The 26,571-nt window shown below is 47.3% G+C and carries 29 protein-coding genes and 1 riboswitch; of the genes, 11 read left to right on the top strand and 18 right to left on the bottom strand.

All coding sequences use genetic code 11. The annotated features are described in order from the left end of the window. Positions 1 to 35 precede the first annotated feature (35 nt). The 5 genes from IT233_09295 to IT233_09315 all read left to right on the top strand — a co-directional run bounded on the left by IT233_09295 (position 36) and on the right by IT233_09315 (position 4,006). Positions 36 to 1,091 carry an agmatinase family protein gene (locus tag IT233_09295; GenBank protein MCC7302825.1) on the top strand — a complete coding sequence of 352 codons (1,056 nt, stop codon included), beginning with the start codon at positions 36 to 38 and terminating at the stop codon, positions 1,089 to 1,091. Then, complete coding sequence (locus IT233_09300; protein MCC7302826.1) at positions 1,078 to 1,764, top strand: RNA methyltransferase; 687 nt, start codon at positions 1,078 to 1,080, stop codon at positions 1,762 to 1,764. Before IT233_09295 ends, IT233_09300 begins: the two co-directional genes overlap by 14 nt. 33 nt (positions 1,765 to 1,797) lie before the next feature. Then, a complete protein-coding gene (locus IT233_09305; protein ID MCC7302827.1) occupies positions 1,798 to 1,929 on the top strand; it encodes a 30S ribosomal protein THX in 132 nt (43 codons plus the stop codon). Positions 1,930 to 1,984: 55 nt separating this feature from the next. Then, positions 1,985 to 3,028 carry a CoA transferase gene (locus IT233_09310; GenBank protein ID MCC7302828.1) on the top strand — a complete coding sequence of 348 codons (1,044 nt, stop codon included), beginning with the start codon at positions 1,985 to 1,987 and terminating at the stop codon, positions 3,026 to 3,028. A gap of 75 nt (positions 3,029 to 3,103) precedes the next feature. Beyond that, the gene (locus tag IT233_09315; GenBank protein MCC7302829.1) at positions 3,104 to 4,006 is read left to right on the top strand and encodes a hypothetical protein; all 903 of its coding nucleotides are present in this window, start codon (positions 3,104 to 3,106) and stop codon (positions 4,004 to 4,006) included. Here IT233_09315 and IT233_09320 read toward each other — a convergent pair. From IT233_09320 to IT233_09365, 10 genes are all read right to left on the bottom strand, one after another. Further along, the gene (locus tag IT233_09320) at positions 4,003 to 4,557 is read right to left on the bottom strand and encodes a hypothetical protein (protein ID MCC7302830.1); all 555 of its coding nucleotides are present in this window, start codon (positions 4,555 to 4,557) and stop codon (positions 4,003 to 4,005) included. The genes IT233_09315 and IT233_09320 overlap by 4 nt on opposite strands. Further along, positions 4,554 to 5,216 carry a queuosine precursor transporter gene (locus tag IT233_09325; GenBank protein ID MCC7302831.1) on the bottom strand — a complete coding sequence of 221 codons (663 nt, stop codon included), beginning with the start codon at positions 5,214 to 5,216 and terminating at the stop codon, positions 4,554 to 4,556. The genes IT233_09320 and IT233_09325 overlap by 4 nt, the downstream gene beginning before the upstream one ends. Further along, positions 5,213 to 6,445 (bottom strand): adenosylmethionine--8-amino-7-oxononanoate transaminase, encoded by a 1,233-nt coding sequence (gene bioA, locus IT233_09330; protein ID MCC7302832.1) that lies wholly within the window; start codon positions 6,443 to 6,445, stop codon positions 5,213 to 5,215. Before bioA ends, IT233_09325 begins: the two co-directional genes overlap by 4 nt. Further along, on the bottom strand, positions 6,445 to 7,062 hold the full coding sequence (bioD, locus tag IT233_09335; GenBank protein MCC7302833.1) for a dethiobiotin synthase: 618 nt from the start codon (positions 7,060 to 7,062) through the stop codon (positions 6,445 to 6,447). Before bioD ends, bioA begins: the two co-directional genes overlap by 1 nt. A gap of 93 nt (positions 7,063 to 7,155) precedes the next feature. After that, the gene (locus IT233_09340) at positions 7,156 to 7,752 is read right to left on the bottom strand and encodes a hypothetical protein (GenBank protein MCC7302834.1); all 597 of its coding nucleotides are present in this window, start codon (positions 7,750 to 7,752) and stop codon (positions 7,156 to 7,158) included. Positions 7,753 to 7,759: 7 nt separating this feature from the next. Beyond that, the gene (locus IT233_09345; protein MCC7302835.1) at positions 7,760 to 8,443 is read right to left on the bottom strand and encodes a hypothetical protein; all 684 of its coding nucleotides are present in this window, start codon (positions 8,441 to 8,443) and stop codon (positions 7,760 to 7,762) included. Positions 8,444 to 8,652: 209 nt separating this feature from the next. Beyond that, positions 8,653 to 10,023: a SpoIIE family protein phosphatase gene (locus tag IT233_09350; GenBank protein MCC7302836.1), complete on the bottom strand. Its 1,371-nt coding sequence runs from the start codon at positions 10,021 to 10,023 to the stop codon at positions 8,653 to 8,655. Positions 10,024 to 10,045: 22 nt separating this feature from the next. Further along, positions 10,046 to 11,671: a VCBS repeat-containing protein gene (locus tag IT233_09355; protein ID MCC7302837.1), complete on the bottom strand. Its 1,626-nt coding sequence runs from the start codon at positions 11,669 to 11,671 to the stop codon at positions 10,046 to 10,048. A gap of 104 nt (positions 11,672 to 11,775) precedes the next feature. Then, positions 11,776 to 12,159, bottom strand: a complete 384-nt coding sequence (locus IT233_09360; GenBank protein ID MCC7302838.1) for a hypothetical protein — start codon at positions 12,157 to 12,159, stop codon at positions 11,776 to 11,778. A gap of 202 nt (positions 12,160 to 12,361) precedes the next feature. Next, on the bottom strand, positions 12,362 to 13,414 hold the full coding sequence (locus tag IT233_09365) for an aminotransferase class I/II-fold pyridoxal phosphate-dependent enzyme (GenBank protein MCC7302839.1): 1,053 nt from the start codon (positions 13,412 to 13,414) through the stop codon (positions 12,362 to 12,364). 37 nt (positions 13,415 to 13,451) lie between these two features. Here IT233_09365 and IT233_09370 point away from each other — a divergent pair, with 37 nt between their 5' ends. Next, entirely contained in the window at positions 13,452 to 13,961 is a 510-nt protein-coding gene (locus IT233_09370; protein MCC7302840.1) for a metallophosphoesterase family protein, read from the top strand. Here IT233_09370 and IT233_09375 read toward each other — a convergent pair. Both IT233_09375 and IT233_09380 read right to left on the bottom strand, forming a co-directional pair. Next, entirely contained in the window at positions 13,936 to 15,438 is a 1,503-nt protein-coding gene (locus tag IT233_09375) for a DUF2779 domain-containing protein (protein MCC7302841.1), read from the bottom strand. The genes IT233_09370 and IT233_09375 overlap by 26 nt on opposite strands. A gap of 50 nt (positions 15,439 to 15,488) precedes the next feature. Continuing rightward, positions 15,489 to 16,034: a hypothetical protein gene (locus IT233_09380; GenBank protein MCC7302842.1), complete on the bottom strand. Its 546-nt coding sequence runs from the start codon at positions 16,032 to 16,034 to the stop codon at positions 15,489 to 15,491. Between the two features lie 129 nt (positions 16,035 to 16,163). Between IT233_09380 and IT233_09385 the strand changes: the two genes are divergently transcribed. Further along, entirely contained in the window at positions 16,164 to 17,228 is a 1,065-nt protein-coding gene (locus IT233_09385; GenBank protein MCC7302843.1) for a gliding motility-associated C-terminal domain-containing protein, read from the top strand. Continuing rightward, on the top strand, positions 17,225 to 18,187 hold the full coding sequence (locus IT233_09390) for a PorP/SprF family type IX secretion system membrane protein (GenBank protein ID MCC7302844.1): 963 nt from the start codon (positions 17,225 to 17,227) through the stop codon (positions 18,185 to 18,187). The genes IT233_09385 and IT233_09390 overlap by 4 nt, the downstream gene beginning before the upstream one ends. A gap of 43 nt (positions 18,188 to 18,230) precedes the next feature. Here IT233_09390 and IT233_09395 read toward each other — a convergent pair whose 3' ends face one another. The 4 genes from IT233_09395 to IT233_09410 are packed head-to-tail and all read right to left on the bottom strand — an operon-like array spanning position 18,231 to position 21,700. After that, the gene (locus tag IT233_09395) at positions 18,231 to 18,725 is read right to left on the bottom strand and encodes a hypothetical protein (protein MCC7302845.1); all 495 of its coding nucleotides are present in this window, start codon (positions 18,723 to 18,725) and stop codon (positions 18,231 to 18,233) included. 9 nt (positions 18,726 to 18,734) lie between these two features. Then, positions 18,735 to 20,183, bottom strand: coding sequence for an NAD(P)(+) transhydrogenase (Re/Si-specific) subunit beta (locus IT233_09400; GenBank protein ID MCC7302846.1), 1,449 nt, complete (start codon positions 20,181 to 20,183; stop codon positions 18,735 to 18,737). A 54-nt stretch (positions 20,184 to 20,237) separates the two neighbouring features. Then, positions 20,238 to 20,546, bottom strand: a complete 309-nt coding sequence (locus tag IT233_09405; protein MCC7302847.1) for an NAD(P) transhydrogenase subunit alpha — start codon at positions 20,544 to 20,546, stop codon at positions 20,238 to 20,240. A 29-nt stretch (positions 20,547 to 20,575) separates the two neighbouring features. Next, positions 20,576 to 21,700 (bottom strand): Re/Si-specific NAD(P)(+) transhydrogenase subunit alpha, encoded by a 1,125-nt coding sequence (locus tag IT233_09410; protein ID MCC7302848.1) that lies wholly within the window; start codon positions 21,698 to 21,700, stop codon positions 20,576 to 20,578. Positions 21,701 to 21,868: 168 nt separating this feature from the next. Then, positions 21,869 to 22,006, top strand: a riboswitch (SAM riboswitch). Between IT233_09410 and IT233_09415 the strand changes: the two genes are divergently transcribed. Together IT233_09415 and IT233_09420 are read left to right on the top strand one after the other, a co-directional pair. Beyond that, positions 21,995 to 22,459: a hypothetical protein gene (locus IT233_09415; GenBank protein ID MCC7302849.1), complete on the top strand. Its 465-nt coding sequence runs from the start codon at positions 21,995 to 21,997 to the stop codon at positions 22,457 to 22,459. It overlaps the preceding riboswitch by 12 nt. Continuing rightward, on the top strand, positions 22,419 to 22,634 hold the full coding sequence (locus tag IT233_09420) for a hypothetical protein (GenBank protein ID MCC7302850.1): 216 nt from the start codon (positions 22,419 to 22,421) through the stop codon (positions 22,632 to 22,634). Before IT233_09415 ends, IT233_09420 begins: the two co-directional genes overlap by 41 nt. A 10-nt stretch (positions 22,635 to 22,644) precedes the next feature. Here the strand turns inward: IT233_09420 and IT233_09425 are convergent, their stop codons facing one another. Together IT233_09425 and IT233_09430 are read right to left on the bottom strand one after the other, a co-directional pair. Continuing rightward, positions 22,645 to 23,436, bottom strand: coding sequence for a T9SS type A sorting domain-containing protein (locus IT233_09425; protein MCC7302851.1), 792 nt, complete (start codon positions 23,434 to 23,436; stop codon positions 22,645 to 22,647). Between the two features lie 18 nt (positions 23,437 to 23,454). Continuing rightward, positions 23,455 to 24,339, bottom strand: coding sequence for a DUF3108 domain-containing protein (locus tag IT233_09430; protein ID MCC7302852.1), 885 nt, complete (start codon positions 24,337 to 24,339; stop codon positions 23,455 to 23,457). Between IT233_09430 and IT233_09435 the strand changes: the two genes are divergently transcribed. Next, positions 24,322 to 26,529, top strand: coding sequence for a tetratricopeptide repeat protein (locus IT233_09435; GenBank protein ID MCC7302853.1), 2,208 nt, complete (start codon positions 24,322 to 24,324; stop codon positions 26,527 to 26,529). The genes IT233_09430 and IT233_09435 overlap by 18 nt on opposite strands. The last annotated feature ends 42 nt before the right edge of the window (positions 26,530 to 26,571 follow it).

A 26,571-nucleotide genomic window follows, 5' to 3' on the forward strand; every position in this document is an offset into this window, starting at 1 on the left:
CCGAGAGGTCGGGATTTTTTTTGCACCTTTACTCTATGGGCAATAAAGAAAATAAGATCGCCGGCTTCGATCCAAATTCTGTGGGCGACACAAATCTGAATATTTTCGGTTTACCTTTTTCGAACGATGAGGCCGCTATTGTGATTGTACCCGTTCCCTGGGAAGTAACTGTATCCTACGGATCCGGAACAGCGAAAGGCCCTGCAGCTGTTTTTGACTCCTCCTTCCAGGTAGATCTTTATGATCCACAGGTACCCGGTCTCTGGAAAGCCGGCATCTCGATGGATCGTATCCCGGCGGCCTTACAGAAAAAAAGTAACACACTTCGTAAACAAACGAGCGCCTATATACGCAAACTGTCTGAAGGTAAAAATCCGGCAAAGGATAAATCAATGAAGGCTCTGGTGACCCGGGTGAATAAGGCGTGCGAAGAAATGAACGCCCACGTGGAACGGACCGTTCTGGAACACCTTCGGAAAGGCAAACTGGTGGGATTACTGGGAGGTGATCACAGCACCCCCCTCGGAATGATGAGAGCGCTGGAAAAAGTTCACGGAACATTTTCTGTATTGCAGATTGATGCGCATTCCGACTTACGTGAAGCGTATGAAGGTTTCACCTACAGTCATGCCTCCATAATGTTCAATGCGCTCCGGCTGAAAGGGCTGAACAAACTGGTACAGGCAGGAATAAGGGATTACTGTGAGGCCGAGGCGGAGATATCAAGCAAAAATCCGAAGGTAAAAACCTTCTACGACCGCGATATCAGGCAGCGAATATATAACGGTATTTCGTGGGTGAATATCTGCGATGATATTGTTTCGTCGCTGGGAGAAAAAGTATACCTGAGCTTCGATATTGACGGACTGGATCCGAAACTATGCCCGAACACCGGAACGCCCGTTGCAGGGGGCTTTGAATTCGAGCAGGCGTGTGTACTCGTGGAGCGTCTACTCGCTTCCGGCCGCAGACTCATCGCCTTTGATCTGAATGAAATTTCTCCGGGGAAGGATGAATGGGATGCTAATGTAGGTGCCCGGATGCTCTATCGTTTGTGCGGATACCTTGCGCGTTCTAATGGAAAAGCCTGAAGGTCTTGCGCCTTTACTTCATTACCTTTCCGGTTTCATCTCCGAAGCCCGGCAGAAGAAATTCATGGAGGTGATCCGGTGGCGTACGCGGCATCTCACCGTTGTACTGGAGGATATTTACCAACCACACAATGCCAGCGCCGTGCTGCGCTCCTGTGACTGCTTCGGAATACAGGATGTACACATCATTGAGAATCGAAACAAGTATACGATTAATCCGGATGTAGCCCTTGGTTCCACCAAATGGTTGAATTTAATAAAGTACAACCGGACTGAACAAAACTCGAAAGAAGCGCTTGAGTCGCTGCGAAAGAAGGGTTATCGTCTGGTTGCTACTTCCCCGCACAGCAATGATACTGACATCCGCGAACTGCACATCAACAAACCCCTTGCACTTATTTTCGGTACGGAGCTGGAAGGAATCAGTGAAACGGTTCGTGAGATGGCGGATGATTATGTGAGAATCCCTATGTACGGATTCTCTGAGAGTTTTAATATTTCTGTTTCGGCCGCAATCTGCCTGAGTCATTTGGTTGGAAAACTGCACCGGCTTTCCGGATGGGAACTGACGGAACGGGAAAAAGAGCAGGTGCTGCTGGAATGGTACAGGAGTTCTATCCATCGCTGTGATAGTATAGAGAAAGATTTCCTGGAACGGAGCGGACAGCAATAATTTCGTACTTTTGGCTCGTTAAAACCAAACATCATGGGAAAAGGAGATAAACGCAGTAAAAAAGGCAAGATCCGCCTCGGCTCTTATGGCAATACACGCCGGAAAAAGAAAAAGGGTGGAAACAAAGGTCCCGCAAAGGCCGGCAAGAGCAAGACGAAAAAATAATCACGGCTACTTACCCAAATGCCCATTCCGCAAGAGTGGGCTTTTTTCATCTCACATGAAACTGAGCGATCTCAGGGTGCTGGAATTCGCCGGTGTTTTGGCCGGACCGTCCGTAGGGCAATTCTTCGCTGAATGTGGCGCCGCTGTTACCAAGGTAGAATCGCCCTCCGGCGATATCACACGTAGCTGGAGAATACCCGGAGAACAAACCCCTAAAGGTACCTCGGCATATTACCTCTCCGTGAATCACGGAAAAAAAGTAGTACGCATAAATATCGGTGACCCGGGCAAGAGAAAATCTCTGGAGAAACTCGTGCGCTCGCACGACATCGTTATCGTCAATTTCTCCCGTGGTACTGAAAAAAAATATGGGCTCTCACCTGTGCATCTGCATCGCATGAATCCTTCCGCCATCATTGGCAGGATCGCCGGGTACCACGATCAGCCCGACCGGCCGGCCTTCGACCTCGTGCTGCAGGCCGAAAGCGGAATGCTCAGCATGAACGGCACCCGTACACAACCGGCGAAACTGCCGGTCGCTTTCATTGATCTTTTTGCGGCACATCAGCTCAAGGAAGGTATTCTCTGCGCCCTGGCCGAAGGAAAAAAAGGAGTACTTGTGTCGGTTTCGCTTATGGATGCCGCCATGGCCTCCCTTGCCAACCAGGCCGGCAATTATCTGCTGGGTGGAAAAATGCCCCTACCACAAGGCATGCTGCATCCCAACATTGCTCCTTACGGCGAAACCATACTTACCCGTGACAAAAAAAAGCTGGTACTGGCAGTGGGAACCGACAAACAGTTCAGGGATCTTTGTGTGCTGATAAACTGCACATCCCTGCTCAAAGACCGGCGTTTTACTACCAATGAATTGCGTGTTAAACACCGTAAGGCCCTCCTCCTCTCTCTTCGTCGCGCTACCTCCACCTTCCCATCCGGGTTTTTCCAAACTGCCATGCGCAAGGGAAAACTCTCCGCCGGCCTCTTCCGGAGTGTCGGTGAAGCCCTGGATACCTTGCCTGCAAAAAGTTTCCTTGTCTGGCCGGGAGGCAAAAAAATACCTAAATCACTGATTTTCAAGATAAAACAACTTGTATGAACAAATATCTTGTTCATTGATTGTCAGGCCAGTAAGTGTTTTTTTTGCCGGATTCCGTAAATTTGCCTGATTGTGATGAACCGTTCCGTACTGTTGATTTTCGTTCTTTTTCTTGGCATTACCGCCGATGCGCAGCGCTGGAATAAATTCCGTTATGAAGCCCTTCTCGGAATCGGTGCTACTAACTTTCTGGGAGACCTGGGTGGCGCAGATCAGATTGGAACCAACGGACTTAAAGACCTCGAACTTATACTCACTCGTCCTTCTGTGGCGGCAGGTCTCCGCTACCGTGTTTACGAACACTGGAGCGTGAAAGGATTATTCGCATGGGGGATTGTGCGTGGCGACGATAAGCTAACAGATGAATTTTACCGAAACAACCGGCAGCTGCATTTCAAATCCAACATCTATGAGCTTTCTTTCCAGATTGAGGGACACCTGATCAAAGAACAACCAGGCCACCGGTACAAAATCAAAGGTGCCCGCGGATGGAAGAATATTGAACTGAATGTTTATGGATTTGCAGGAATTGCCGGGCTTTATTTTAATCCCAAAGCCAAATATATTAACGGTGGCTGGTACGAGCTTCAGCCGCTTGGAACAGAAGGTCAGGGTATCAAACCTGACCTTGATCCATACAGCCGCGTAACCATTGCCATTCCTCTGGGAATCGGCATCAAACATTTATTTACGCGTTATTTTTCGGTTGGACTGGAAGTGGGAATGCGAAAAACATTCACGGATTATCTGGACGATGTGAGCAGCACCTATTACACGGATTCTATACGCACCTACTATAACAACGATCCCCTGCATGTTTATTTCGCTGATCCTTCACTCGGCCAGGGCCCTTCTCCCCGTTCCGTATGGCAAGGCCAGCAGCGGGGCGATCCTACAGACAAGGATGCCTATATGTTTGTACACATTACCATGGCGTATAAGCTCTCGTACAAAAAACGCACCCGATCTAAATTCTAATCTTTTTTGTATTTGCGTATTTCCCGCCTCAACAGGGAATACAACTCTGCGGTTTCATTTTCCGCCAGATCGTACCCGAAAGAATATTCCTTCCCGAAATAATTCAGCGTAATGGTCCCGTTCCGTGCAAATAGATCCACCGCGCGCAGGATGTTCAGAGGCGAAGACCGGTTCTGCACCACTTTTTTTATTTCTCTGAAACCGTCGTAACGGAAGAGGAGAGCCTTGCCTTTGCCATAGGTCCGTTCACCCACGCGCAAGCCATCGGGCCGGATTTTGATCACCTCTCTTCCTTTCCATTTCCAAAGGAAAAGTTGCAGACTTTTCCACTCAAAATACAGCCAGAAGCCAAGAAAAACGAATAGCATCACCTTTTGCTCCCTCACAGTAACGGCAGGAAAAAAGCTGATGGCTACGATTCCGCAGGCGGTCCAGAGTAAGAACCAGATCATCCGGAAGTATCCCTGCTTTTTATCCGGGGAGGAGGAAATTACGATACTACACTCCTCCGGCTTTTCCAGGTATGATATTTTTCTCCCTATGAATTTCATCTTTCTTTCTGAAGATACTTGTCAATCACACCATGTACGAGATAGATCACCGGAATCAGTCCAAGGGCAACCATTAGCTTAAACAAATAGCCCCAGCTTGCTCTTTCCATCCATTCCTCCGCAGTCCACGCTCCTGGAATTACAAAGGCCACAAACTGAACAATGAAAGTATCCATAAGCTGTGAAATGGCGGTGGAAGCTGTTGCTCTGAGCCAGATCATTTTATTTCCGGTTAAGCCTTTGATCTTTGAAAAGCTAAAGGCATCCACCAATTGGGCAACAAGAAAAGCGATCACACTTCCGGCTATAATCCACTGGGATGTTCCAAAAACCTGTTTAAAGCTTTCAAAGCTGACGGAAGATCCCTTGATCGCCGGAATATCAATAGCGATAAAGAGAAGTAAAAAGGCATAGAGGATGAGTCCTACGGTTATCAAAGAAAGTCGTACCACCCCCTTTCTCCCATAATATTCATTGATAAGGTCAGTAGTTAGAAAAACAACCGGCCACGGAAGAATACCTATACTTTGAATAAAAGATAGTCCCATAAAATCGAAATTGACGATCTTACCTCCTATCATCTCCGCCATAATTGCATTGGTGATAAAAAATCCCGCAAGGATCATGAAGACGGTATCTTTCCTGGAGTCGGGGTTCATTTCAGCAGGCGTATAAAATCTCTTATCTGTTCAAACGCACGCACAAGATCCTGGCGTCGGGAACAATAAGGGGGTACCATATAAATCACATTCCCGATCGGGCGCAGCATGGTACCTCGCTTTCTAAAATAGATTTCAGCTTCTGCGAGTGATCTCTTAAAATACCCTTGTGGTACAGCTACTTCTATCGCGAGGATGGTTCCAAGTGCACGGGATTCTTTAACCCGTTTCCACTCCCCCGCTTCCGGAGAAAGTTCCTTAATTACAGAAGTAATCCGTCTGATTCCGGCATCCGGACTACGCCGGAGATGAAGACCAAGTGAGGCGGAAGCCGCACTGCAGGCAACCGGATTGGCAGTATAAGAATGTCCGTGTCTCAGCATTTTTTCCGGATCGTGGGAGCGGAAGGCGATCGCAACCCGGGAAGAAACCACTGTTGCACCCAGCGCCATCACACCACCAGTAAGTCCTTTAGAAAAACAATAAATGTCCGGCTTTATCTCTATCTGTTCAGAGGCGAAGAGTGTTCCCGTTCGTCCGAAGCCGGAAAATACTTCATCAGCGATCAGCAGTATCCCGTTTCTCCTGCATGTATGAAGTAGTTCTTCCAGCTTTCCGGGATCTGTCATTTTCATCCCTGCAGCACCCTGCACGAGTGGCTCATAAATAAGAGCGGCGGCTCCTTTGATTACCGGAGCAAGATTCCGGATGTCAGCAGGGTCTATCACCTGCACATCAAACAAGTACTCTCGGAACGGATAAAAAAAACCAGAACTTATTCCCGCACTCATAGCGCCAAATGTGTCACCATGGTAACCTCCCTTAAGGGCCAGTATTTTCCGGCGAATTTTCTTTTTATTTTTCCAAAACTGCAGGGCCATCTTCACTGCCACCTCAACGGCCGTGCTGCCGTTGTCGGAGTAAAAAACTTTTTCCTGCTCTGCGGGAAGCAATGTCAATAATTTCCGTGAACATTCTTCAGCTGCTGAATGGGTATACCCGGCAAACATCACATGATCCAGAATAGCAATCTGCTTTTGCACTGCCCGTACAATTTCCGGCTGTCCATGCCCGTGTGTGCAGGTCCACCAGGAAGACACCGCATCAAAATATTTCCGGTTGTTTGAGCCGTAAAGATATTGTCCTTTACCGCGTTTTATTTGCTCCGGACTATCATTCATTCCGGGGGTAAAAGGATGCCAGTTAAAGAGGTGGGACTTTCTGCCCATCAGATTTTCGCAAACAATGGTGCGTAGCGGAGAATCATTTCCTTATTTACCTCCGCCTCTTTCTTAATTGTTCCCAGTTGTGGAACGCCCGAAAGCTCATTGATGATATCCTCGGAAAGCTGGTGGGAAGGCCCGTCAAGGATCCAGCCTGTGATCCGGATATTTCTCTGCTTCAGGCACTCAAAGGACATGAGGGAATGATTAATGCTGCCGAGGTAATTCTGAACCACCACAATCGCCTCAGCGCCGAATGCGGGGATCATATCCACAATCATTTGCCTGTGGTTAAGGGGAACTAAAATTCCTCCTGCTCCTTCAATAATCAGTGTATTGGATGTTTCAGGAGGAACAATTTTATCAAACTCAATTGTTATGCCCTCGGTTTCAGCCGCTGCGTGGGGCGACATATACTGTTTAAAGGAATAGCTTTCGGGATGGATAACCGTTCGCGGGTTGGAAATCAGCTTCCGCAACTTTTCTGCATCAGAACCGAAGTAGTTCCCGGTTTGAACCGGTTTCCAGTAATCGGCCTGCAATGCCTCGCAAAGTATAGCACTTACCACTGTCTTACCTACATCGGTACCGATGCCGGTAACAAAAATTCTGCGTGATGACATACCTGTTGTGAAAGTGCCGGCGGTTATTTAATCTAATCTTCTGCATCAAACAACCGCCGGACTTCCGTAAATGTACAAAAAAACCAGACCGGATCAGGTCTCTTTCCGCAGTGTCCAGATATTAAATCCGAAACCAAATGCCACCCTGAATTCATTCAGGGAAACGGCCGGGATATCCGAGATATGGGTACCGGCCGCATATTTCACCTCCATGAAAAGATGGGTCCACTTGCTGGCATAATAATGCAGCCCTGCTGTTACTGACGCCATAGGATTAATGGATGCAGGATAAGCGGATCGGTTATACGGCTCCGGCTCATTTTCCGGATGCTCGGGTTTCGCGAGTCGTGTCCAGCTCACACCAGGTTCAAAACCCATGTATGGATCCAGATGACTCTTGGTCGGAAAATGATAGTAGTATCCGGTAAAAATGCCGCTGTTATTGCTGAACGGATGCTGCATGCCGTCGCTATCGAGGAAGAACCACACGCCTCCACGAAAGGAGATATTCTTCTGTATGTAGTACTCCAGATTTCCGCTGATGTACATATTCGTTCCTGAGTAAGTGAGCGGCTTCCCGATTGCCAGTGTTCCTTTACCTGTGAATAGTCCCTGCCCAATGAAGGGCTTCTTTTCCTGCGCACAGAACACGGCCGGCAGGAACAGAAGGACAAGGATGAAGTTTCTCATGTCCGGTTTATTTGCGTTTGAGCAGATCTGTTACAACAAAATTAGCACTTACGGTAAGGAAGAAATGTCCCTCCAGCGCATGCCCCTTTTCTTCTTTCATGGCAAGGTACTCAGCTCCGTAGCTGTTCTCCCCCACGTACGTATGAATATCTCCACCGAAATGCAGCACGTATTGTCCGGTCAGTGAAATATCTACGCGGTCGGTAAAGTTGTAATGGGTTCCCATACCCAGCTGCGTTGCAAAACTCCAGCGGTCGCGTGTTTTTTTCATATAATCACCCTGTTCATCATCAAAATAGAGATTAGTGGTAATTTTTGCGTAATCACCACAAAATCCTCCGAGTACGTAAGGTGTAAACCGACCGGCCTGTTTGATTTGCTTACCCGGATAAATAACCATAGACTCTCCTATGTGTGCATCTACCCTCTGCCCGAGGCCCGCAATATCTGTCGTAATCCAGTCAAAAAACCATTCCGTATTAAGTGTCCGGGAAATGCGGTACCGACATTGCCAGCCCGCGCCCAAACCAAAATGATTACCGTTAAGCGTAAAAACACTTCCTGTGCTCCTTACTCCGAATTCAATTTCACCCGCGGGAGTATTCGTTGTTGGACCGGGATCTGTTTCCGGCCCTTGTGCCGCCGCAGCCATCCAGGCCAGCAGACATGCGATGAGGATGTTGTTTTTCATGATTTCTGTTTTTGGTGTTATTCCGAGTAAATCTCCTCCTCATGGTTCGCATTTAAAAACTGAAACGCCCCCCCTGGTTAAATATTTTAACCGAAAAAGAACCATTGTATCCTAAAATTTACGAACGAAACGATGTTCCCTATGCAAGGTAAGACAAAACAGTGAAAAATACAGACGAAAAAAATGCGTGTGCAAATAGAAATGGTGAATCAAAGCCGGATCCCGATCACCAGCACATCGTCCACCTGCTCTGCACCTCCCATCCATTCACCGAAAAAATTCCCAAGATACTTCCCCTGCTCCTGCATAGGGAGGGATCGGATACTAAGCAAGGTCAATTTGAATTGCTTTGTCATCATCTTTTTTCCGGTCTTGCCATGAAACTGATCTGCATAGCCGTCCGTAAAAAGATAGAGTAGATCGCCCGGTTGCAGCCTGATTTCATGGCTGTCAAAAACCATGTTGTCATGAGTATGTCCGGCAATGGAACATTTGGTTGCCTTAATTTCTTCGATACTGTCCATTCCCTTGCGGATGATCCACAACGGCCGGTTTGCCCCTGAGAATTTCACTGTACGGTTCGCTCTGTCTATAGTACAAAGTGCGATGTCCATCCCGTCTCTTCCTGTTTCCTCTTCTTCCGATTGCCGCAGAGATTGCTTCACCCTGATATTTACATTTTTCAAAACTTCCGGGGGATGATCCGATACAGAAAGAGCCTCCTCCAGTTTTTCTGTACATATCATGCTCATGAGGGCACCGGGGACTCCGTGTCCGGTACAATCAGCCGCCGCTACGCTTACCGTGTTGCCATTATCCCGGAAAAAATAAAAATCGCCGCTCACAATATCCTTCGGTCTATACAAGATGAAACTTTCCGGGAAGAAGGTTTCAAATTGCGACAGGTCCGGCAGTTTCGCATGCTGGATACGTTGCGCATAATTAATACTATCCAAAATGCTTTTGTTCTTTTCAGTCAGAAGCAATTTCTGTTCAGTAATAATCGTCCGGGCTTCCCGAATGGTGTTCATATGACTCCAGATAGCCGTAACGGTGAGAAGGATAGGGATGAAATTCAGAAAAACCGGGGCCTCTCCGGGTATGCTTTCAGTGATTGCATGTACGGTCAGGAGGCCGTTTAGCTGAGCATTCAGCAACACATAAATGATCGGAACCCAACCAAGAAAACAGCAATATAAAATTCTCGTCCATCCCCTCAGCAACAAGGCACCGATAGTCAGAAAAAACGCTGACCATACGATCGAAACACTATCCAGCTTTACCGGATTCAGCATCATAAATGCCAACAGGTAGGAAATCAAGGCGTAGGAAAAGAAAAAAATAATGGAGGTGTCGAGCACTTTAAACTTCCGCAGGAAATAAAGCAGAAGAAAGATCACCGCCAGATCCGTCAGGTGCTTAATGAGCACCTTATTCCATCCCATAGCCACATCTGTAAAAACAGGCAGCAGGAAGAGGAGACTGAAGGTGAGCACGAAGCGGTAGAACATCAACGCTCTTGCCCTTTCGAACAAATCGACATTATCTCCGAGGTGTTTCCCTATGAAGTACTTTTTCATGAAACGTACAATACTTCCCGGCTTAATTGGCGACGATCAACTTGACTGTTCCAACCAATTTCTCATTCTCCGTCAGGTGCAGAAAATACATTCCTGCGGGAAGATCACTTCTTTCCAGAACAATACTTTGTCCTGAAATTCCTGCCAGGTGTTTCACGCGCTGCCCGTTCAGATCATACACGTTAAGCTCCGCATGTGTCACCGGGCTTGCCAACACGATGTTTGCACTGCCCGAAAAAGGATTGGGGAACACTGTTAGCGGCGGTGATCCCGCCGACTCCTGTACACCAACTGATGAATAGGTGCAAAGGGAAGATTGCCTGTACACATCACGTTGGAACATGAGCCAGTCAGGTCCGTTACCTTTTCCCGCAGAGATCAGATAAGCCCGGCCGAAATCATTCTGAAAATTAGGATATTCCGCGTGGCCGCCCACAATGAATACATCCAGCGTATCGTCGCCATCAAAATCTGCTACCAGTGGAGCGTGGTCCAGTTCGAAATCAGGATCACCGTAGTGTGCCGCGAGATCCACTGTCCAGATCAGACTTCCGTTGTTGCCGTTCAGTGCTCGCACCTTTCCGCCGTCGGTACCGAAGATCACATCCGGGTAGGCATCATTGGTAATATCCGAAATAGCCACTCCCCTGAAAGACTGCTCGAAACCAGGGTTATTATACTGCCATTTCAGCGTTCCGGATGCGGTTAACGCGGTAACCTGATATGAACTGGCAAAGATCACCTCACAAATTCCATCGTTATCCAGATCAGCAACGGTTGCCGGGGAGCCGATATAGCCACCACTTGCTTTATACTTCCATGCGGTAGTACCATTCTCACCATTGATGCAATAGAGCGTATCATTATAGGAACCTATAAGCAGCTCCGGTTTTCCGTCGTTATCCAGATCCGTAACGGCCGTACCATGATACATGTAATCGTGAACAGGATACGACCACAGGAGCAACTGATTATCTCCCCTGTATGCATAGATGCTGTCTAACCCGTTAAAGTTCCATGTTCCAACCACAAAATCTATCTGCCCGTTGTTATCGAGATCTGCCAGTGTGGGAGCGGTCTGAATCCAGGAGTTCAGGTCAACCGGCAATTCCCAGGCCTGGGTTCCATTTTCCGCATTGATGCATTTGACATATCCGCCAAACTCTCCGTGCAGGATCTCCGGTTTGGTATCATTATCCACATCTGCAATCGTAGGGGGCGAGTCTGATCCCCGGGTGCTACATTGCCATTGCACCGTTCCGTTGGGACCGTTAAAACAGAAGGTCACCGGATTACAGGAACTGGGAACAATCACCTCAAGGGATCCGTCACCGTCTACATCAAAGATCACAGGAGCCACATCATTGCATCCTTCCGCATTGGGCGGATGGGTATTATATTTCCAGAGCAACGTGCCGTCATTTCCGTTGAGAGCGTATACGCAGCTATCGTTCCGGTAACAACCGAAAACAATTTCCAGCATTCCATCTCCGTCAATATCACCGGCAGCTGACTGTCCAAAGGAAGCGTCCTGTGTATCGTACCACCACTTTATGCCCGGCGTCTGGGCAAAGGCCGGTAAGGACATTAGTGCAGAAACTACTGAAAATGCGAAGCTGGCCAGCCGCAGGGAAATAAAATTTATCATAATCAACGAGTTATTTGGATCATGAGCAAATGTATAATATTCCCCGAATATAAAAACGGGGCAGAAAAGCCTTCTTCATCAGGTCATGCCGTTGCACCCCGGGGTCAAAAACCGTAATCTGTATTCTTCTTTCTGTCCATTGCCAAAATGTAAAGCTTGTTGCTTTCCAGATGCTGGATGTCCATTCCGAAGTTCATCACTTTCATCATTTGCATCTTAATCAGATCGAGGTGGTTGGAGTCGTGCAGGGTAAAAATAAAAAAATGCTTGTCGTCCACATTGGAAAGAGTCCTGACAATAATATCCATGTCGCTCTCTGCAATTTCCTGTCTCCTGCTCTTAAGTTCCGTGACAGGAAACTTATAAAAATCTTTAAAAATGCGCGGCAGCACATCGTTCACTTCGAAAAACTCTTCGATACCGCCGACAGCCAAAATCATAAAGTTTTCGTAGGTGCTAAAAGTTTCTGAAAATTCGTTTGCGATCATGTTTCGAAAGTATTAAGTTCTTTCCTGACTTATGGCTAATCTGCCAGGAGCCTTATCCAAATTACGCTAAAATCACACATCCGTTGCAGAACCTGCAATTGATTAATTGTCTCCCGGTGTGTCCGGGCAAAGCGAAGCTAAAAAATATTCTCACCGGAATGACAATTACATAGATGTTAGCGGCCGGTTTTCCTGATCCGGATTACCCCGCCGCTGCCTTCAACAAACCCTGCATCTCTGTTTCCGTATTAAAACTATGCAAACAAATGCGCAAGCGCTCCCTGCCCGGTGCAACAGTTGGCGAAAGAATAGCCGGCACCCGGTATCCGGCCTCAGCGATCTTCTTTTCAAGCGTCCGCGCCACCTCATTGCCCCCGCTTACCGGAATAATGCGGATAGGGGTGCGTATCAGTGATCCGGTCCGCCTATTCCAGTATTCGATATTCCTCCGTAACAAATCCACTTCGCTCTCCTCAGAGCTCCTATATTCCACCGACATCCGTAGCTGTTCTACCTCGTGTGGAGACATTGCGGTGCTGTAAATAAAGGGACGCGAAAAATTAATCAAATACTCCCGCAACACACCGCTTCCCACTACCACCGCACCGTGGCGCCCGAATGCTTTCCCGAATGTAAACACGCGTGCAAATACCTGTCCGCAGATCCCTGCCTCTTCACAACTCCCTCTTCCCTGCCGTCCAAAAATTCCTCCGCTATGCGCTTCATCTACAATCAGCTTCGCCCCGTAACGCTCACATAAATCCGCTATTTCCTTCAGGGGTGCCTCGTCACCATCCATGCTGAATACGGATTCCGTAACAACAAAGACGCCCTCACTTGCCTTCTGTAACAAACTCTCCAGGTGATCCAGATCGTTATGTTCATAATGCCAGTGCCTGCCAAATCCCATCCGCAACCCATCCCGTACGGAGGCGTGGGAATACGCATCGTAAATAAAAAGAGATTCCTTATCCGACAAGGCCGAAATCAAGCCCAGGTTCGCAGTATACCCTGAATTGAACAACAAGGATGACTCTGCGCCGAAAAAGCCGGCCATGAAGTCCTCTGTATCCCCGAATACCTTGTGATTGCCCGACAATAAACGTGATCCGGTGCTTCCGTGCGGCAATCCCGTTTCCGGCAGTTCCAGACGTGAATAGCCGAGATAATCATTGGAAATGAAATCTACTCCTCCGGGCGGTTTCAGCTTTCGCAGTGCCCCCCGCTCACTCCGGTCCTTTAATCGTTGTTTCATTACAGGGGAATAAAGTTAGTAATTTAGGCCTGACACTATGCGCATTGCATTGATCTCCGATACTCACGGACACCTGGATCCGCTCCTCTTTAAATACGCAGACACCTGCGATGAAATATGGCATGCTGGAGATATTGGAGCACAGGAGGGCCGGCAATTAGGGGTGTTGGAAGAACTAAGGAAGTTTAAGCCCTTAAGAGCGGTATTCGGGAATATTGATGACGGTAAAACAAGAAAAGAATTGCAGGAAACGCTGGAATTTGAGCTCGAAGGGTTAAAAGTGTTTATCACACACATTGGAGGTTATCCCGGACATTACGCACCGGGAATAAAAGCCAAGCTTCTGAAAAAAAGACCGGGACTCTTCATTTGTGGTCATTCCCATATATTGAAAGTGATACCCGATAAAGAACTCGGGCTGCTGCACATGAATCCAGGAGCCGCGGGCATTCATGGTTTTCATACTGTAAAAACCATGTTACGATTTACCATTCGTGAAGGAAAAGTGCAGGAGTTACAGGCTATTGAACTGGGGAAACGGGCATAACAGCCTGCTGAAGTGTTTCCCATAATTTTACCATGGCCAGCGTATCCAGTTTACAATATTCCTTGAGATCCTCAATGGTTTCCTGAATTTCAAAAAGATCTGCAGCTGCCGAGAGTGACTCATACCGGCTCATGGCCGCGGCGCCGTTACTGATATTCAGCCCCTGGTAACTGAAGCCGGGTGCCAGGGCCGGAAGAACCTGTTTAATAGAAGCGGAGCCCCGCATTCCGGGATGATAGTACCATTTTTTCTTAAAAGGCTCCATGAGATCCGTAACCTTCGCAATGGCGGTATTCAGTCCGGAGGCACTTTCCGGAAACCGCCCGGCACAATTTTTCATAATGCTACGTTCAAAGCTTGCATTATATGCCAGAATGGTGCCGGCGTTTGCGATGACCTTTACCAATTCCTTTGTAAACTCCGGCCGCGGATCTTCCCCGGGTGGAGCTACAAAGTCGTGGTGCTTCAACGTTGCGCCGGGAGCATCCAGCACATGCGCGGAGAACTGAAATGGGATTTGCTCATACGGATGAGACCCTCTGTAGACCGGGATAGCCGGCATCATGGTTTCAAAATCAAGAAAGATCAATGGGAAGTTCAGTCCGCTCAGGAATTGCTGCAACAATTCCTTTTCTATATGTACCGTGTTACTCCGGAGACAGGAAGCCTGAATCCGGACATCACGCGTGTCCAGGTCATCCGTTGACAGATCTGTGATGAGAATCTTTCCCGTATGATACCACTCATACACTCTCTGCATACTCACCCCGCCCAGGTCGAATACGGTATGATCCTTGGGAAGATGACTTCGGCAATGAGAAAAAAAATCGCAGGTGTACGGATAATGACACTGTTCTCCTATGGAAATATCCGGCGTCAAGTTTTGCTGAAGCATGGAGATCAGCTTTGCGGCCCGTGCTGCAATCTGCTCATTCTTCGATGCGATCTCCTTCCCTACCGGCACAACGGTAAAAAGCCGGTGTACATCCAGCCGCTCCTCCAGAATATAAGAAGTATCAATGTGTACCAGGGAAAATTCCTTCAGCGGCACTCCGCTTCCGGAAATAACATAGTACTGAATGGCGGCATCCTCGAGATATACGGGAGATATGCGCGCAGAAGATTTTACCTCATACCCTGACCACATCTCTCCTTCCCTGACCAGTATATCCAGCGCCACCATAATGCCGTTGAATTCAAATGCAGCTTCGTAAATAACAGGCATCCCTTCATCCATCCATTGCCGGGTACGTCGGATCCACTCCGAAGTCTTTTTATATGAACCCGGAAAAGCGTCCTTCCCGCCGGGAAAAAGCTCGCGTGCCTTCTCTCCCACCAGGTGACCGCGCGAAAAAATAGCCTGCCTTTTTTCATCAAGCGGATCCCGTAGTGAAGGAAAATGCCGGCTCAGGTACAAGGCCTTCTCACACTGAACGCCTCTGATAAAGGAAGATTTTGACAACAGGTGCTGTGCCATAAAAAAAAACCCGCCAAACGGCGGGTTGTAAGATTATAAAAAAAGAGGCGTCAGTTTGCTTTTACACCGTTATTCCACTTTTCAGTGAAATAGTGGTTCCCTTTCTCATCGTAGAACTTCCACTCTCCGTTTTTCTGACCATTCGTATAGGAACCTTCTGTGTTCTTATTTCCATTGGAATGATATGCTACCCAAAACCCATCCTGAATCATTCCGGCTTTCATTTTTCCCTCAGAATGCTTTTTTCCATCGCTGTAGTAATAAACAGCTTTGCCGGTAGAGAAATCGATATCAGACTCCACCGATCCGTTCTCATACCAAGATTGCCAGTGGCCGGTCATAACACCATTGTTGTAATATTCCACAGAAGCGAGCTGGCCATTCTGGTGCCAGTGCTGCCATTTTCCAATGCGGATGGCAGTAGACATCTTTTGAGCTTTCTGCTCTTTGGTGTCAGTAGAGAGAATTTCAACAGCTGACTGGTACTGCCCCTCCAGTTTCTTTTTTCCGTCGGGCCAGTTCTCCGTGTAGGTATACTGTCCGAATGCAAAAAGTGCGCAAAGAGCGAAGGCGAGAGATAAAATAGTTTTTTTCATTTTCAAGGTTAATTGGTAGAACAAAATTAGACCTTATATGGTTCTTTTACAAACCTTTACATAAAGACAGGTTCAAGCATGCTCAGGTTGCACAGGAATCGCTATATTTGTAAGTAGCTAACTTGCTGAATGTCAGATAATTTAAAACTTATCTTATATTTTCTTCTACCCTTGCTTCTTCTCAGCTCCGGGAACAGTTGCATAGCACAGCTGGCGGCAGAGGCCGGGAATTCAGTTTCAGCCTGTCCGAATCAGACCTACACTATTGGGGGGAGTCCAACCGCACTAGGCGGATCTCCACCCTATAGTTACCTATGGACCCCGTCGCAGGGCCTGAGTAATCCGAATAGCGCAAATCCCCTTTTAACTCCCACCACCGCCGTGTGGATGTATTATGTTCAGGTAACGGACGCAGTGGGTAACACCGCTATTGATTCCATGAATGTTTGGCACCAGGGAGCAATGTTTTCAGGGGCGGGTAATGACACGGGAGTTTGCTTTGGAGAAACGGTGGTACTGGGAGAGCCGGGTAATTCAAGCAGCGGTTTGACTTTTGCATGGTTGCCGGCGGTGGGATTACCGAACCCCTCCGCTCCCAATCCGCAATGCACCATCAATACCACCACCACGTATACTGTTACTATCTCAGGTGGGATATGTCCGGTGATGACGGAGACCGTTACCGTAACGATCTATGCACTGCCGGCTGTATCAGCAGGTCCGGATGTTACCATTAACGAAGGAGATGTTACTACGCTGTCGGCCTCCGGTGCCTCGCAATACTGGTGGACACCAAACAATACACTATTATATGCCACAACGGCAAATCCGGATGCTTTTCCACTGACCACTACTACCTATCTAGTGGTTGGCACCAGTGCTGAAGGCTGTTTTGGCTACGATCAGGTTACCGTATTTGTGAACCCGTATGACAGCCTGATCTTTTACAACACCTTCACTCCCAACAACGATGGTGACAATGATTTTTTCTATATCGGGAACGTATTCAAGTATCCCGACAACAAACTCACTATTTACAACCGCTACGGAAATATTGTATATATGACCACCCCCTATTTGAATTTATGGGACGGTGAAAACTTTGGTGAAGATGTTCCTGACGGAACGTATTATTATATTTTTGATGACGGGAAAGGGAGAAAGTATTTCGGATCTGTAACCATCATTCGATGAAGATTAGTATTGCATCTCTCCTGATTTTTGCCACGCTGGTTCTTCCTGCGCAGCAGATGCCCTACTTCACTCAGGTACGTACCAACGCGGTGTTTTTTAATCCGGCAGTGCTGGGCACAAAACGGCTGATTGATCTTCGCTTCAATTACCGGAACCAGTGGGTGGGTTTTGATGGGCAACCTAAAACCCAGGGCTTTAATCTGAATTCGCGCCTGTACAAGGGAAAAATGGGAGCCGGTATTCAATACTGGACCGACATAACCGGACCAACTGAAAGGGATCTGTTCAGTGTGGGGTATGCCTATCATTTTCGCTACCCGGATATTGAAATGTCGCTTGGAGTAAGTGCTAATTTCTACAAATATTTCATCAATGGAGCCGCAATAACCATCCGCAATTCGCAGGATAAGACCATTGACCGCAGCATCCTGGCCGATGACCGTTTCTTTGACATGAATGCCGGATTTTTGTTATACAACGATCGCTTTCATGTCGGACTCTGCGCTCAGAATCTCATTCAGCAGTCGGCCGAATTTTACGATGGGGTTCCGGATTCCGTTAAAGGAGCGATTATAAAAATGGTTCCGCATCCGTTTTTCACCGTAGGATACAATTGGGCCGGGCACCCGGACTTTGTCTGGGAAAACACCTTTAATGCCGGCTATATTACCGGGGCAACCATCACGATGGATTATTCCCTGCGCATTTTTATCCGCAACAAAATGATCGGCGGCGCCAGCTACCGGCTAAAGGATGCCGTGGCGCTTCACGCAGGATTCATCCTGCTGGATCAATGCCAGATAGTCTATTCATATGACATTGGGATGTCGGCTTTACGGAAAGCACATCAAAATACGCATGAAATTTCGCTGGTATGGAGTTCCGACCTGGAATTTATTTTTGGAAAACGCAGGGGGAATAATGCTTTCGCACGGGAAAAGTTTCAGTACATGTTTTGAGGGACGGGGTTCCCGGGTGTGAAAAGCGGGCCACAAGACTTGTTCACTGACCAGCCAATTCCTGTTGCTTTTTCCAAATCATACGGCCAAGGAAAAACTGGGGAATCACGAACTGAACTGCACCGGCGATCACAGAAACATACACGACCATCTTGTTCCATGTTTCCAGAAAATTTGCTTCAGGCATGGGGATCATCGCGTAGAATTGACCCATCATCGGAAGGAAATGTAAATAACAAAGCACTCCCCAGATGATCATGCAAACGCTGATGGCAATGTGAAGCCACAATGCCTGCTGAAGCAAGCGTTCGAGGTAGATACCCAGAAAAACATAGCCCAGCCCGAACAACACAAGCCACAACCCGTAATTCACCAACTCATCCATTACAGACATGATGAATCCGAAAACAGGGTCAGCGGCAACATGCTGATCCAGGCCCGCAATAAAATCGAAGAAGGAAGAATTTCCGTACATGGCGGCCCCACCAACAATGAAGTATCCGCCCAAGCAGTAACAGAATATTTTGATGTCTTTCAAGTCAGAAGATCAATCCATGGTCTTCAGTTCCGCAACCAGCTCTGTCAACGCCTTTTTTGCGTCTCCGAAGAACATGGAACATTTCGGATCATAGAACAACAGATTGTCAATTCCCGCATATCCCGCATTCATGGAACGCTTGTTCACAATGATATTCTTTGCTTTATCCACTTCAAGGATCGGCATTCCGTAAATGGGTGAAGAAGGGTCAGACTTTGCAGCAGGGTTCACCACGTCGTTGGCTCCAACAATCAGCACCACATCGGTTTGTTCAAACTCCGGGTTGATCTCATCCATTTCCACGAGCTTGTCGTACGAAACGTTAGATTCCGCCAACAATACATTCATATGGCCGGGCATACGGCCGGCTACAGGGTGAATGGCATATTTAACTTCTACACCGCGTTCTTCAAGAATGTTTTCCAATTCCTTGATCACGTGTTGTGCCTGTGCAACAGCCAGTCCGTATCCGGGAACAATCACCACTTTTTTGGAATAGTTCATCATCACCGCAATGTCCGTAACGCTGGCATCTTTAATGGTTCCCTTCACCTCCGGTCCGCTGCCTGTAGCTGTGCTTCCGCCTCCGAATGCACCGAATATCACATTGGCGAGTGAACGGTTCATAGCTTCGCACATTACGAATGTCAGGAGGGTTCCGGCAGAACCAACAAGAATACCTCCGGTGAGCATTACTTTATTATCGTACAGGAATCCCCCGAATGCTGCTGCTAATCCTGTGAATGAGTTCAACAGAGATATGACCACCGGCATATCTGCCCCTCCGATCGGAATTACAAACATGACTCCATAGAGGATGGCAGCGGCGAAACACAACCAAACCAGCTGATAATTCCCACCGGAATAAACAAGATAAGCTCCAAATCCGAGCAATCCGATCAATACCAGGTTATTGATGATGTTGTACATGGGAATACGGACCGGCTTATTCATAGTACCATTCAATTTCAGGAAGGCAATAACTGAACCTGAGAAAGAAACTGAACCAATGATCAGTCCTGCAATAATGGCAAGTAGTGTGGGAACCTGAGTTCCGATCAGCTCGCGGATGGTTTCTGCATTCTGACCTTCTTCAATAGCGGTGTGGATCAGTTCATACGGATGATGGAATTCAATCAGCGAAATAAGCGCGGCACAGGCTCCTCCCATCCCGTTGAACATGGAAACCAGCTCAGGCATTTTGGTCATTTGCACCGACTTTGCCGTATACCAGCCCACAGCCGTACCCACAGCAATAGCCGCAAAGATGAGGCCGTAGATCATACCGCTTACCTCATAATTGTGAAGGAAGATGGTTCCCAGAATGGCAACCGTCATACCGAAGGCTCCGAGTAGATTTCCTTTTCGGGCTGTCTTGGCATTTCCCATCCATTTTAAACCCATAATAAAGGTTATCGAACCGATGAGGTAACAGATTTCTAAGAGATTCGCTTTCATATTTCTTTCGAGTAAAAAATATATTTAATTCGTTCCGAAGTGCAAGGTGCTGCGTTACTTTTTCTTTTTGAACATTTCGAGCATGCGGTCTGTCACCACGAATCCACCAACCACGTTCAGGGTTCCGAGGAATACTGCCAGTGTACCGAGCACGAGCGAAAGAGTGTTTTCAGGATCGATCTGCAACATAACCAGAATAGCACCGATGATCACCACCCCGTGAATGGCATTGGCACCAGACATCAAAGGTGTATGGAGTACAGAAGGCACTCCGCCGATCACTTCAACTCCCACAAAGATGGAGAGGATAACGAAGTAGATCATTTCGCGGTTAGAAGTGAAGAAATCTAAGATGTTTTCCATAAAATTATGGTTTGAGTTTATGTTTCAGATTAGGCGGTAGCTGCTTTCAACACACTTGGGTGAACGGCCTTGCCACTATGAACAATCAGAGATCCTTTGGTGATCTCCTCTTCCATCTCCCACTTGAATTTGTCTTTATCTGCGAGGTGAAGGAGAAAAGTCTGGATGTTCTTGGCGTATAATTCAGACGCATTCATCGGGAGCAGGGAAGGAATATTTCCTTCGCCAATAATAGTTACTCCGTGTTTTTGCACCGTCTTGTTTACTTCAGAACCCACTACGTTTCCGCCGGATTCTACGGCCATATCAAGCACCACAGAACCAAAGCGCATGGATTTCACCATATCTTCTGTAACCAGTACGGGGGCTTTACGCCCGGGAATCAACGCGGTGGTGATCACCACGTCTGCATCCTTTACGTGCTTGGCAACAAGCTCCTGCTGCTTTTTCAAAAATTCTTCGGAAACGCCCTTTACATAACCGCCTTCAATTTTGATGGATGTATCTCCTTTTACTTCGATGAATTTTCCACCGAGCGATTCTACCTGCTCTTTTGTTTCAGGACGGATGTCGGAAACTTCCACCACAGCGCCCAGACGTTTTGCCGTAGCAATCGCCTGCAGTCCGGCTACACCGGCTCCGAAGATCACGATCTTAGACGGACGGATGGTTCCGGCCGCGGTGGTCATCATGGGAAGAATTTTTCCCAGTGTATTCGCACACATGAGTACTGCTTTATATCCGGCGAGGTTAGCCTGAGAAGAAAGTGCATCCATCTTTTGTGCACGGGAGATACGGGGCACTGCATCCATGGAGAACGCACTCACTCCGGCCTTTTCGCAGGCAGACACCAGGTCCGGGTTGGTAGCGGCGAACATGAAGGAGATCAGGATTGCATCCTTCTTCATCTTTGCAACTTCATCCGGAGATGGAGCGTTTACTTTGAGAACCACATCTGCACTGTAAACCTGGTCTTTACTTCCAAGGCTTGCACCAGCTGCAGTGTATACTTCATCCGCATAGAAAGAATTTTGTCCGGCTCCATTCTCCACCACAACCTCGAATCCTTTCTTTACCAGATCCTTCACCACGTCGGGGCTGAGCGCCACGCGGTTTTCTCTTGGTTTAAGTTCTTTGGGTACACCTAACTTCATTGTTCTTAGGATTTTAGGGTACCGAAAGTAGGAAAAAATAAGGCAGGTCAGGAAGGATATCGACCAATGTGGTGAAATTTAGGCTAAGAGTTGGGAATCAGGGGATTAGTGGTAGTGGTAGTAGTGATGGTAGTGGGATGAAACATTTTGAAAACAGTTCCGTTAAAGTAAGAGCATTCAGAATTCCGGAATAGTTCCGGATGGCAACCGACCACTCTTCCAGGGTGTGAAGAGAAAAAACAAGGCACGGTGCCGTGGACCAGACCGTCCGATGCGCGTTTAACAAAACGAAAAATGGAATTCATTGACCGTGCTCTTTACTATTTTCTCTCTTTTCTGATCCGGGAAACGGAGCGATTCGTTTCTTACTTGAAAAAAGCTGAGCAATCCTGCTCTTTCCGGGAATTAAACGACCAACGCAGGATGATCATTCTGATGAGGCAGGAATTCAAGAACATTAAAGAACAGGAAACCGTGAGAAAATCAGAGGAATTCAAAGCGACATTGTTCAAAACCACCGAGCTGAAAATAGCAAGAATTGTATCCGCATCCCGTCGGAATAACTCCCGTATTAAAGAGTTGTATGAGAAAAATCTGGACCTCAAGGAATGGGAAAAGAAATTAAATTTCATTCTTACCGATAGTTATCTGGAGAAAAAATACAGAAATAGGGAACTCAGTTTGTTTAAAAATTACATTGAGAAAGGGTATTGGAAATATGAAGGATCTAAAGAAGACACAAGAAAAAGGAAGAAGTGACCTTGCATGGAAACTGCATTATGCAGTCAGCCGTCTGGGATTCACTCAAATGGGCTCCTGCGACCATGAACGTTACAAATCCTGCGAACGATTCTTACTGGCATTCGCAGACCACGTTTTAGCCGGCGGTGATCCGGATATTTCAGCTGAAGATCTTAGGCGAAAATTGTTCTGAATTTTCGCTTTTACCTTGAAATAAGAAATGGCTTCGAAAAGGCATGACTTCCAGTCCGCAAAACCACTATGTAAATTCCATCCGGGAGATCGCTTACGTCTATCTGTGTATGGTCTTGTGAAGTTCGCTTTTCAGAAAGCACCAGCTGCCCATAAGCGTTGGAAATTTCAAGCTGAAAATTCTCACCAAAGGTTGAAATCACATTAAGTTGATTGGAAACCGGGATGGGGAAGATGTGAAACGGCTCAGGTTGTGTTCCGGAATTCATTCCCGTAATTTCCGAACAATTCACCGAAACCCCGGCAAATCCCCAGCCTGCACCGGCGATTCCGGTTACTGTGATGGTATTCACTCCGGTGGTCAGGAGCATCACATCGGAATAGGAATAATTTCCCTGAGCATTTGTATTGCTTCCCACGATATTACCTCCAATGAAATAGACTCCATCAGGCCCGGGAGAAAGACCGCAAACCACTTTTGGAAGATAGGTGGCTGTGGAATAATTCATGGTATACGGACTTCCATTTACGGTTACACTCACCACATCATCGTCGTTCATTCCCCAGACCCGTATCATCGGATAATCTTCAGGATTGGTAAAGGTCATGGTCACACTCATTCCACCTCCGCTGAGCCATCGCGTAGGGTCAATGGGAGCACAACCGTAACTCTGGAAAGAGCCGCCGGTGAAAGACCATGTTACACTATCCGTAAGACTAGATGTGGAAGGCACATAGTGGCATTGGGAGAAAAGATGGCATGAAATAAAGAGGGTTATTACCGCAAGTGATAATTTTTTCATGAGCCTGTTTATCTTAAGTTATGGTTTTTTCGATATCATCACCTTCACCTTGCCCACAAGTATAGGCGTTTCGACATAAACGGGAATTTTCCGGTGATCATCCGTAGCCCACACCGTCATACCCTCTCCCCCCGAAAAGATAGTGCCTTCGATCAGCAAAGGACTGAATTTGATACATTTAATCTTCCCCAGTTTACCAATCTGCTTCTCTTCCTTACCCAGATACCGGATAAACACCGAATGTGTCTGGTTTTCCAGGTACAGATTCAACGGAATAGTATCGTTCACTTTGTATTTATTAAAATCCATGCAGCGGGCATAGTAAATGGCAGTCATTACATCCACCACACAGGAACCAAAGGTTACAGAATCCACTCTGACTTCCTTTTCCTTCCTTACCATTGTATATACTTTGTTTTTCTTATGGCTGAAGCGTGCGTCCTCGTACATCACACGACCTCCTTCATTAATATCCCTCCGGTAGCGGTAAGGCTTCAGGGTGGCTGTATCGGCATAGCTGTCGTAATAATCCCGTACTTTATATATAAAGTCATACTTGTCATACGTTCTACCCCTTCCTACGAAGTGATATGCAGGTTTCCCATCGTATGTACCCAACTCCGTGGTGAATGAGGCATAACCGGCTTCCACCCAGATGACTCCCCAGTTATACATGACCCGGTAATCGAGCCGTTCTCCAGCCTCAAAAGCATTGACTTCTATCGGGCATTCGGGGTCGGTACCGGAAAGAAAGAAAGGGAAGACCAGGAGGATCAACCAGCGCATGGTCAAATATACGGAAGCCGGAGAAATGCCGTTCCTGAAGGCGCAACATGGCATGAAATTGGAACAGGCCTTTTTGGTACCTTTAAGCCCGGCCTTTTGATGAATTTCAGGTTTCATATTTTCATTTACGTTCTGCTGTCTGTGCCGGCCCTGCTGAATGCACAGAAAAGAACCGTGGACTCTCTCCTGCAGGTGCTCGAAACCGCGCCAGACAGGGAGAAAATCAGGATCTACCTCAAACTCTCCAATACGGTAATGCAGGGCAAACCCACCCGGGGTGTTTATTATGCCAAGGAAGCGCTATACCTTGCCCGCCAGTTTAAGGATGATTCTGCCCGTGCCAATGCCTGGCATTCTACAGGAACCGCTTACATCTACTTTCCGGATTATTATGAGGCTTCCATTTACCTCGATTCCGCCCTGCAGATGCGCACTTCGCTTAACGATACCCTTGGATGCGCCAAAACCCTGAATAACCTCGGGCTCGCCAACTTTAATGAAGGCGAATACCGCAAGGCCATTGATTTCTACTCCCGCTCTATTGAAAAAAGAAAGCAAAGCGGAGACCTGAAAGGAATCGTGAACTCGCTGATGGGTATCGGGAACAGCTATCGCTCCATCGGCGAATTTGAAGAGGCCTATAAATATTTCAATGAAGGCCTGCATTACGCGGAGCAGTTAAAAGACGACGATCAGATCGCAACGGCCTATATCAACATTGCCATCCTCTACTCTGACCAGAAACGCTATAGCGAAGCCCTGGTGTATCAGCTGGACGCCCTGGAAATCAAACAGAAATCAGGAAGCAAAAAAAGTATTGCCAGCGCCCTGAGCAATGTGGGCACCACCTACATGAACCTCAAGAATTATGGAGAGGCACTCCATTTTCTCCTGCAGTCGTTAAAGATCAGAGAAGAAATTAACGATCAGAAAGGAATGGGTACCACCTGCAACAATATCGCCGAATTGTTTCTTGCGATGGGAGAATATAAAAAAGCCCAGGAATATTGCGAGCGCTCCTTACAGATCCGGGAGGACATGGGCGACCGGCCGGGCATTGCTTCAACGCTGTCCAATCTGGCCACTATATATGAAAAACTGGGAAGAATTCAGGATGCCATTAACACCCTTGAACACAGCAGAGAGATCTTTGAAGAACTGGAATCAAAAACACTGCTCGTCTCCGCTTATAAAGCCCTTTCTGCACTTTATGCTAAACAAAACAATTACAAACTGGCCTGGGAATACCAGGTGAAGTATGCTGACCTGAATGACACACTTTTTCAGGAAGACACTTTCCGCCAGATGGCAGAGCTGCAAACAAAGTACGATTCAGAAAAACAAAAAAAGCAACTGGAACTGCTGGAAAAGGACAACCAGCTCAAGGAACAAAAAGCCAGAAACACATGGTATCTTCTGATGGCGTTCGGAATTGCCGCCCTGATCATTGGATACATCCTGTACACACGCTATAAACTCAAGCAAAAAGCGAACGAAAAACTTTCGCAGGCCTACCGTGAAATCGAGGAAAAAAACAAAGACATCACGGACAGTATCATCTATGCCAAGCGCATCCAGGAGGCCGTCCTTCCTTCCGACGAGCAGGTGAAGACGGCCATGCCCGACAGCTTTGTGCTGTACAAACCAAAAGATATTGTGAGCGGTGATTTTTACTGGATTGAAAAGGTGAAAGCACTCAGCATATTCGCGGCTGTGGACTGTACGGGACATGGCGTACCGGGTGCCTTTTTAAGTATGGTGGGAAATTCGCTTCTCAATCAAATGGTCTTTGAACGCGGCCTCACCCAACCCGCTGAAATCCTGAACAACCTGAACGCCGCACTTCAGGAAACACTGCTGAAGGGTGTGGAAGGACAAGAAGTGAAAGATGGGATGGACGTGGCGTTATGCGCATATGATCCGGCTTCACGAACCCTCCAGTTCGCCGCTGCTTTCAATCCCATGTTTATCGCCCGATGCAAGAACGGAAAGTATGAGATGGAAGAGGTAAAAGCCGATAAAATCTCTATCGGCATATCAGATTCCGCAGAAAAGCAGCACTTTCGGGATTATGCTACGGTGCTGCACCCCGGCGATTGTGTGTATATTTTTACGGACGGATTCGCGGATCAGTTTGGCGGACAGGAAGGAAAGAAGTTTAAATATGGCCGCTTCAAAGAAATCCTGCGACAAATCGCTGAGTTTCCCGCCCCGCAGCAGAAGGCCAAACTTCATAAAGAGTTTGAAGAATGGAAAATGGGATACGACCAGGTAGATGATGTACTCATAATCGGATTTAAAGTCTGATGTATCAATACCGGTAAACGTGAAAGATAGTGTTCATAAAGA

The organism is Bacteroidia bacterium (assembly GCA_020852255.1).
Lineage (GTDB): Bacteria > Bacteroidota > Bacteroidia > JADZBD01 > JADZBD01 > JADZBD01.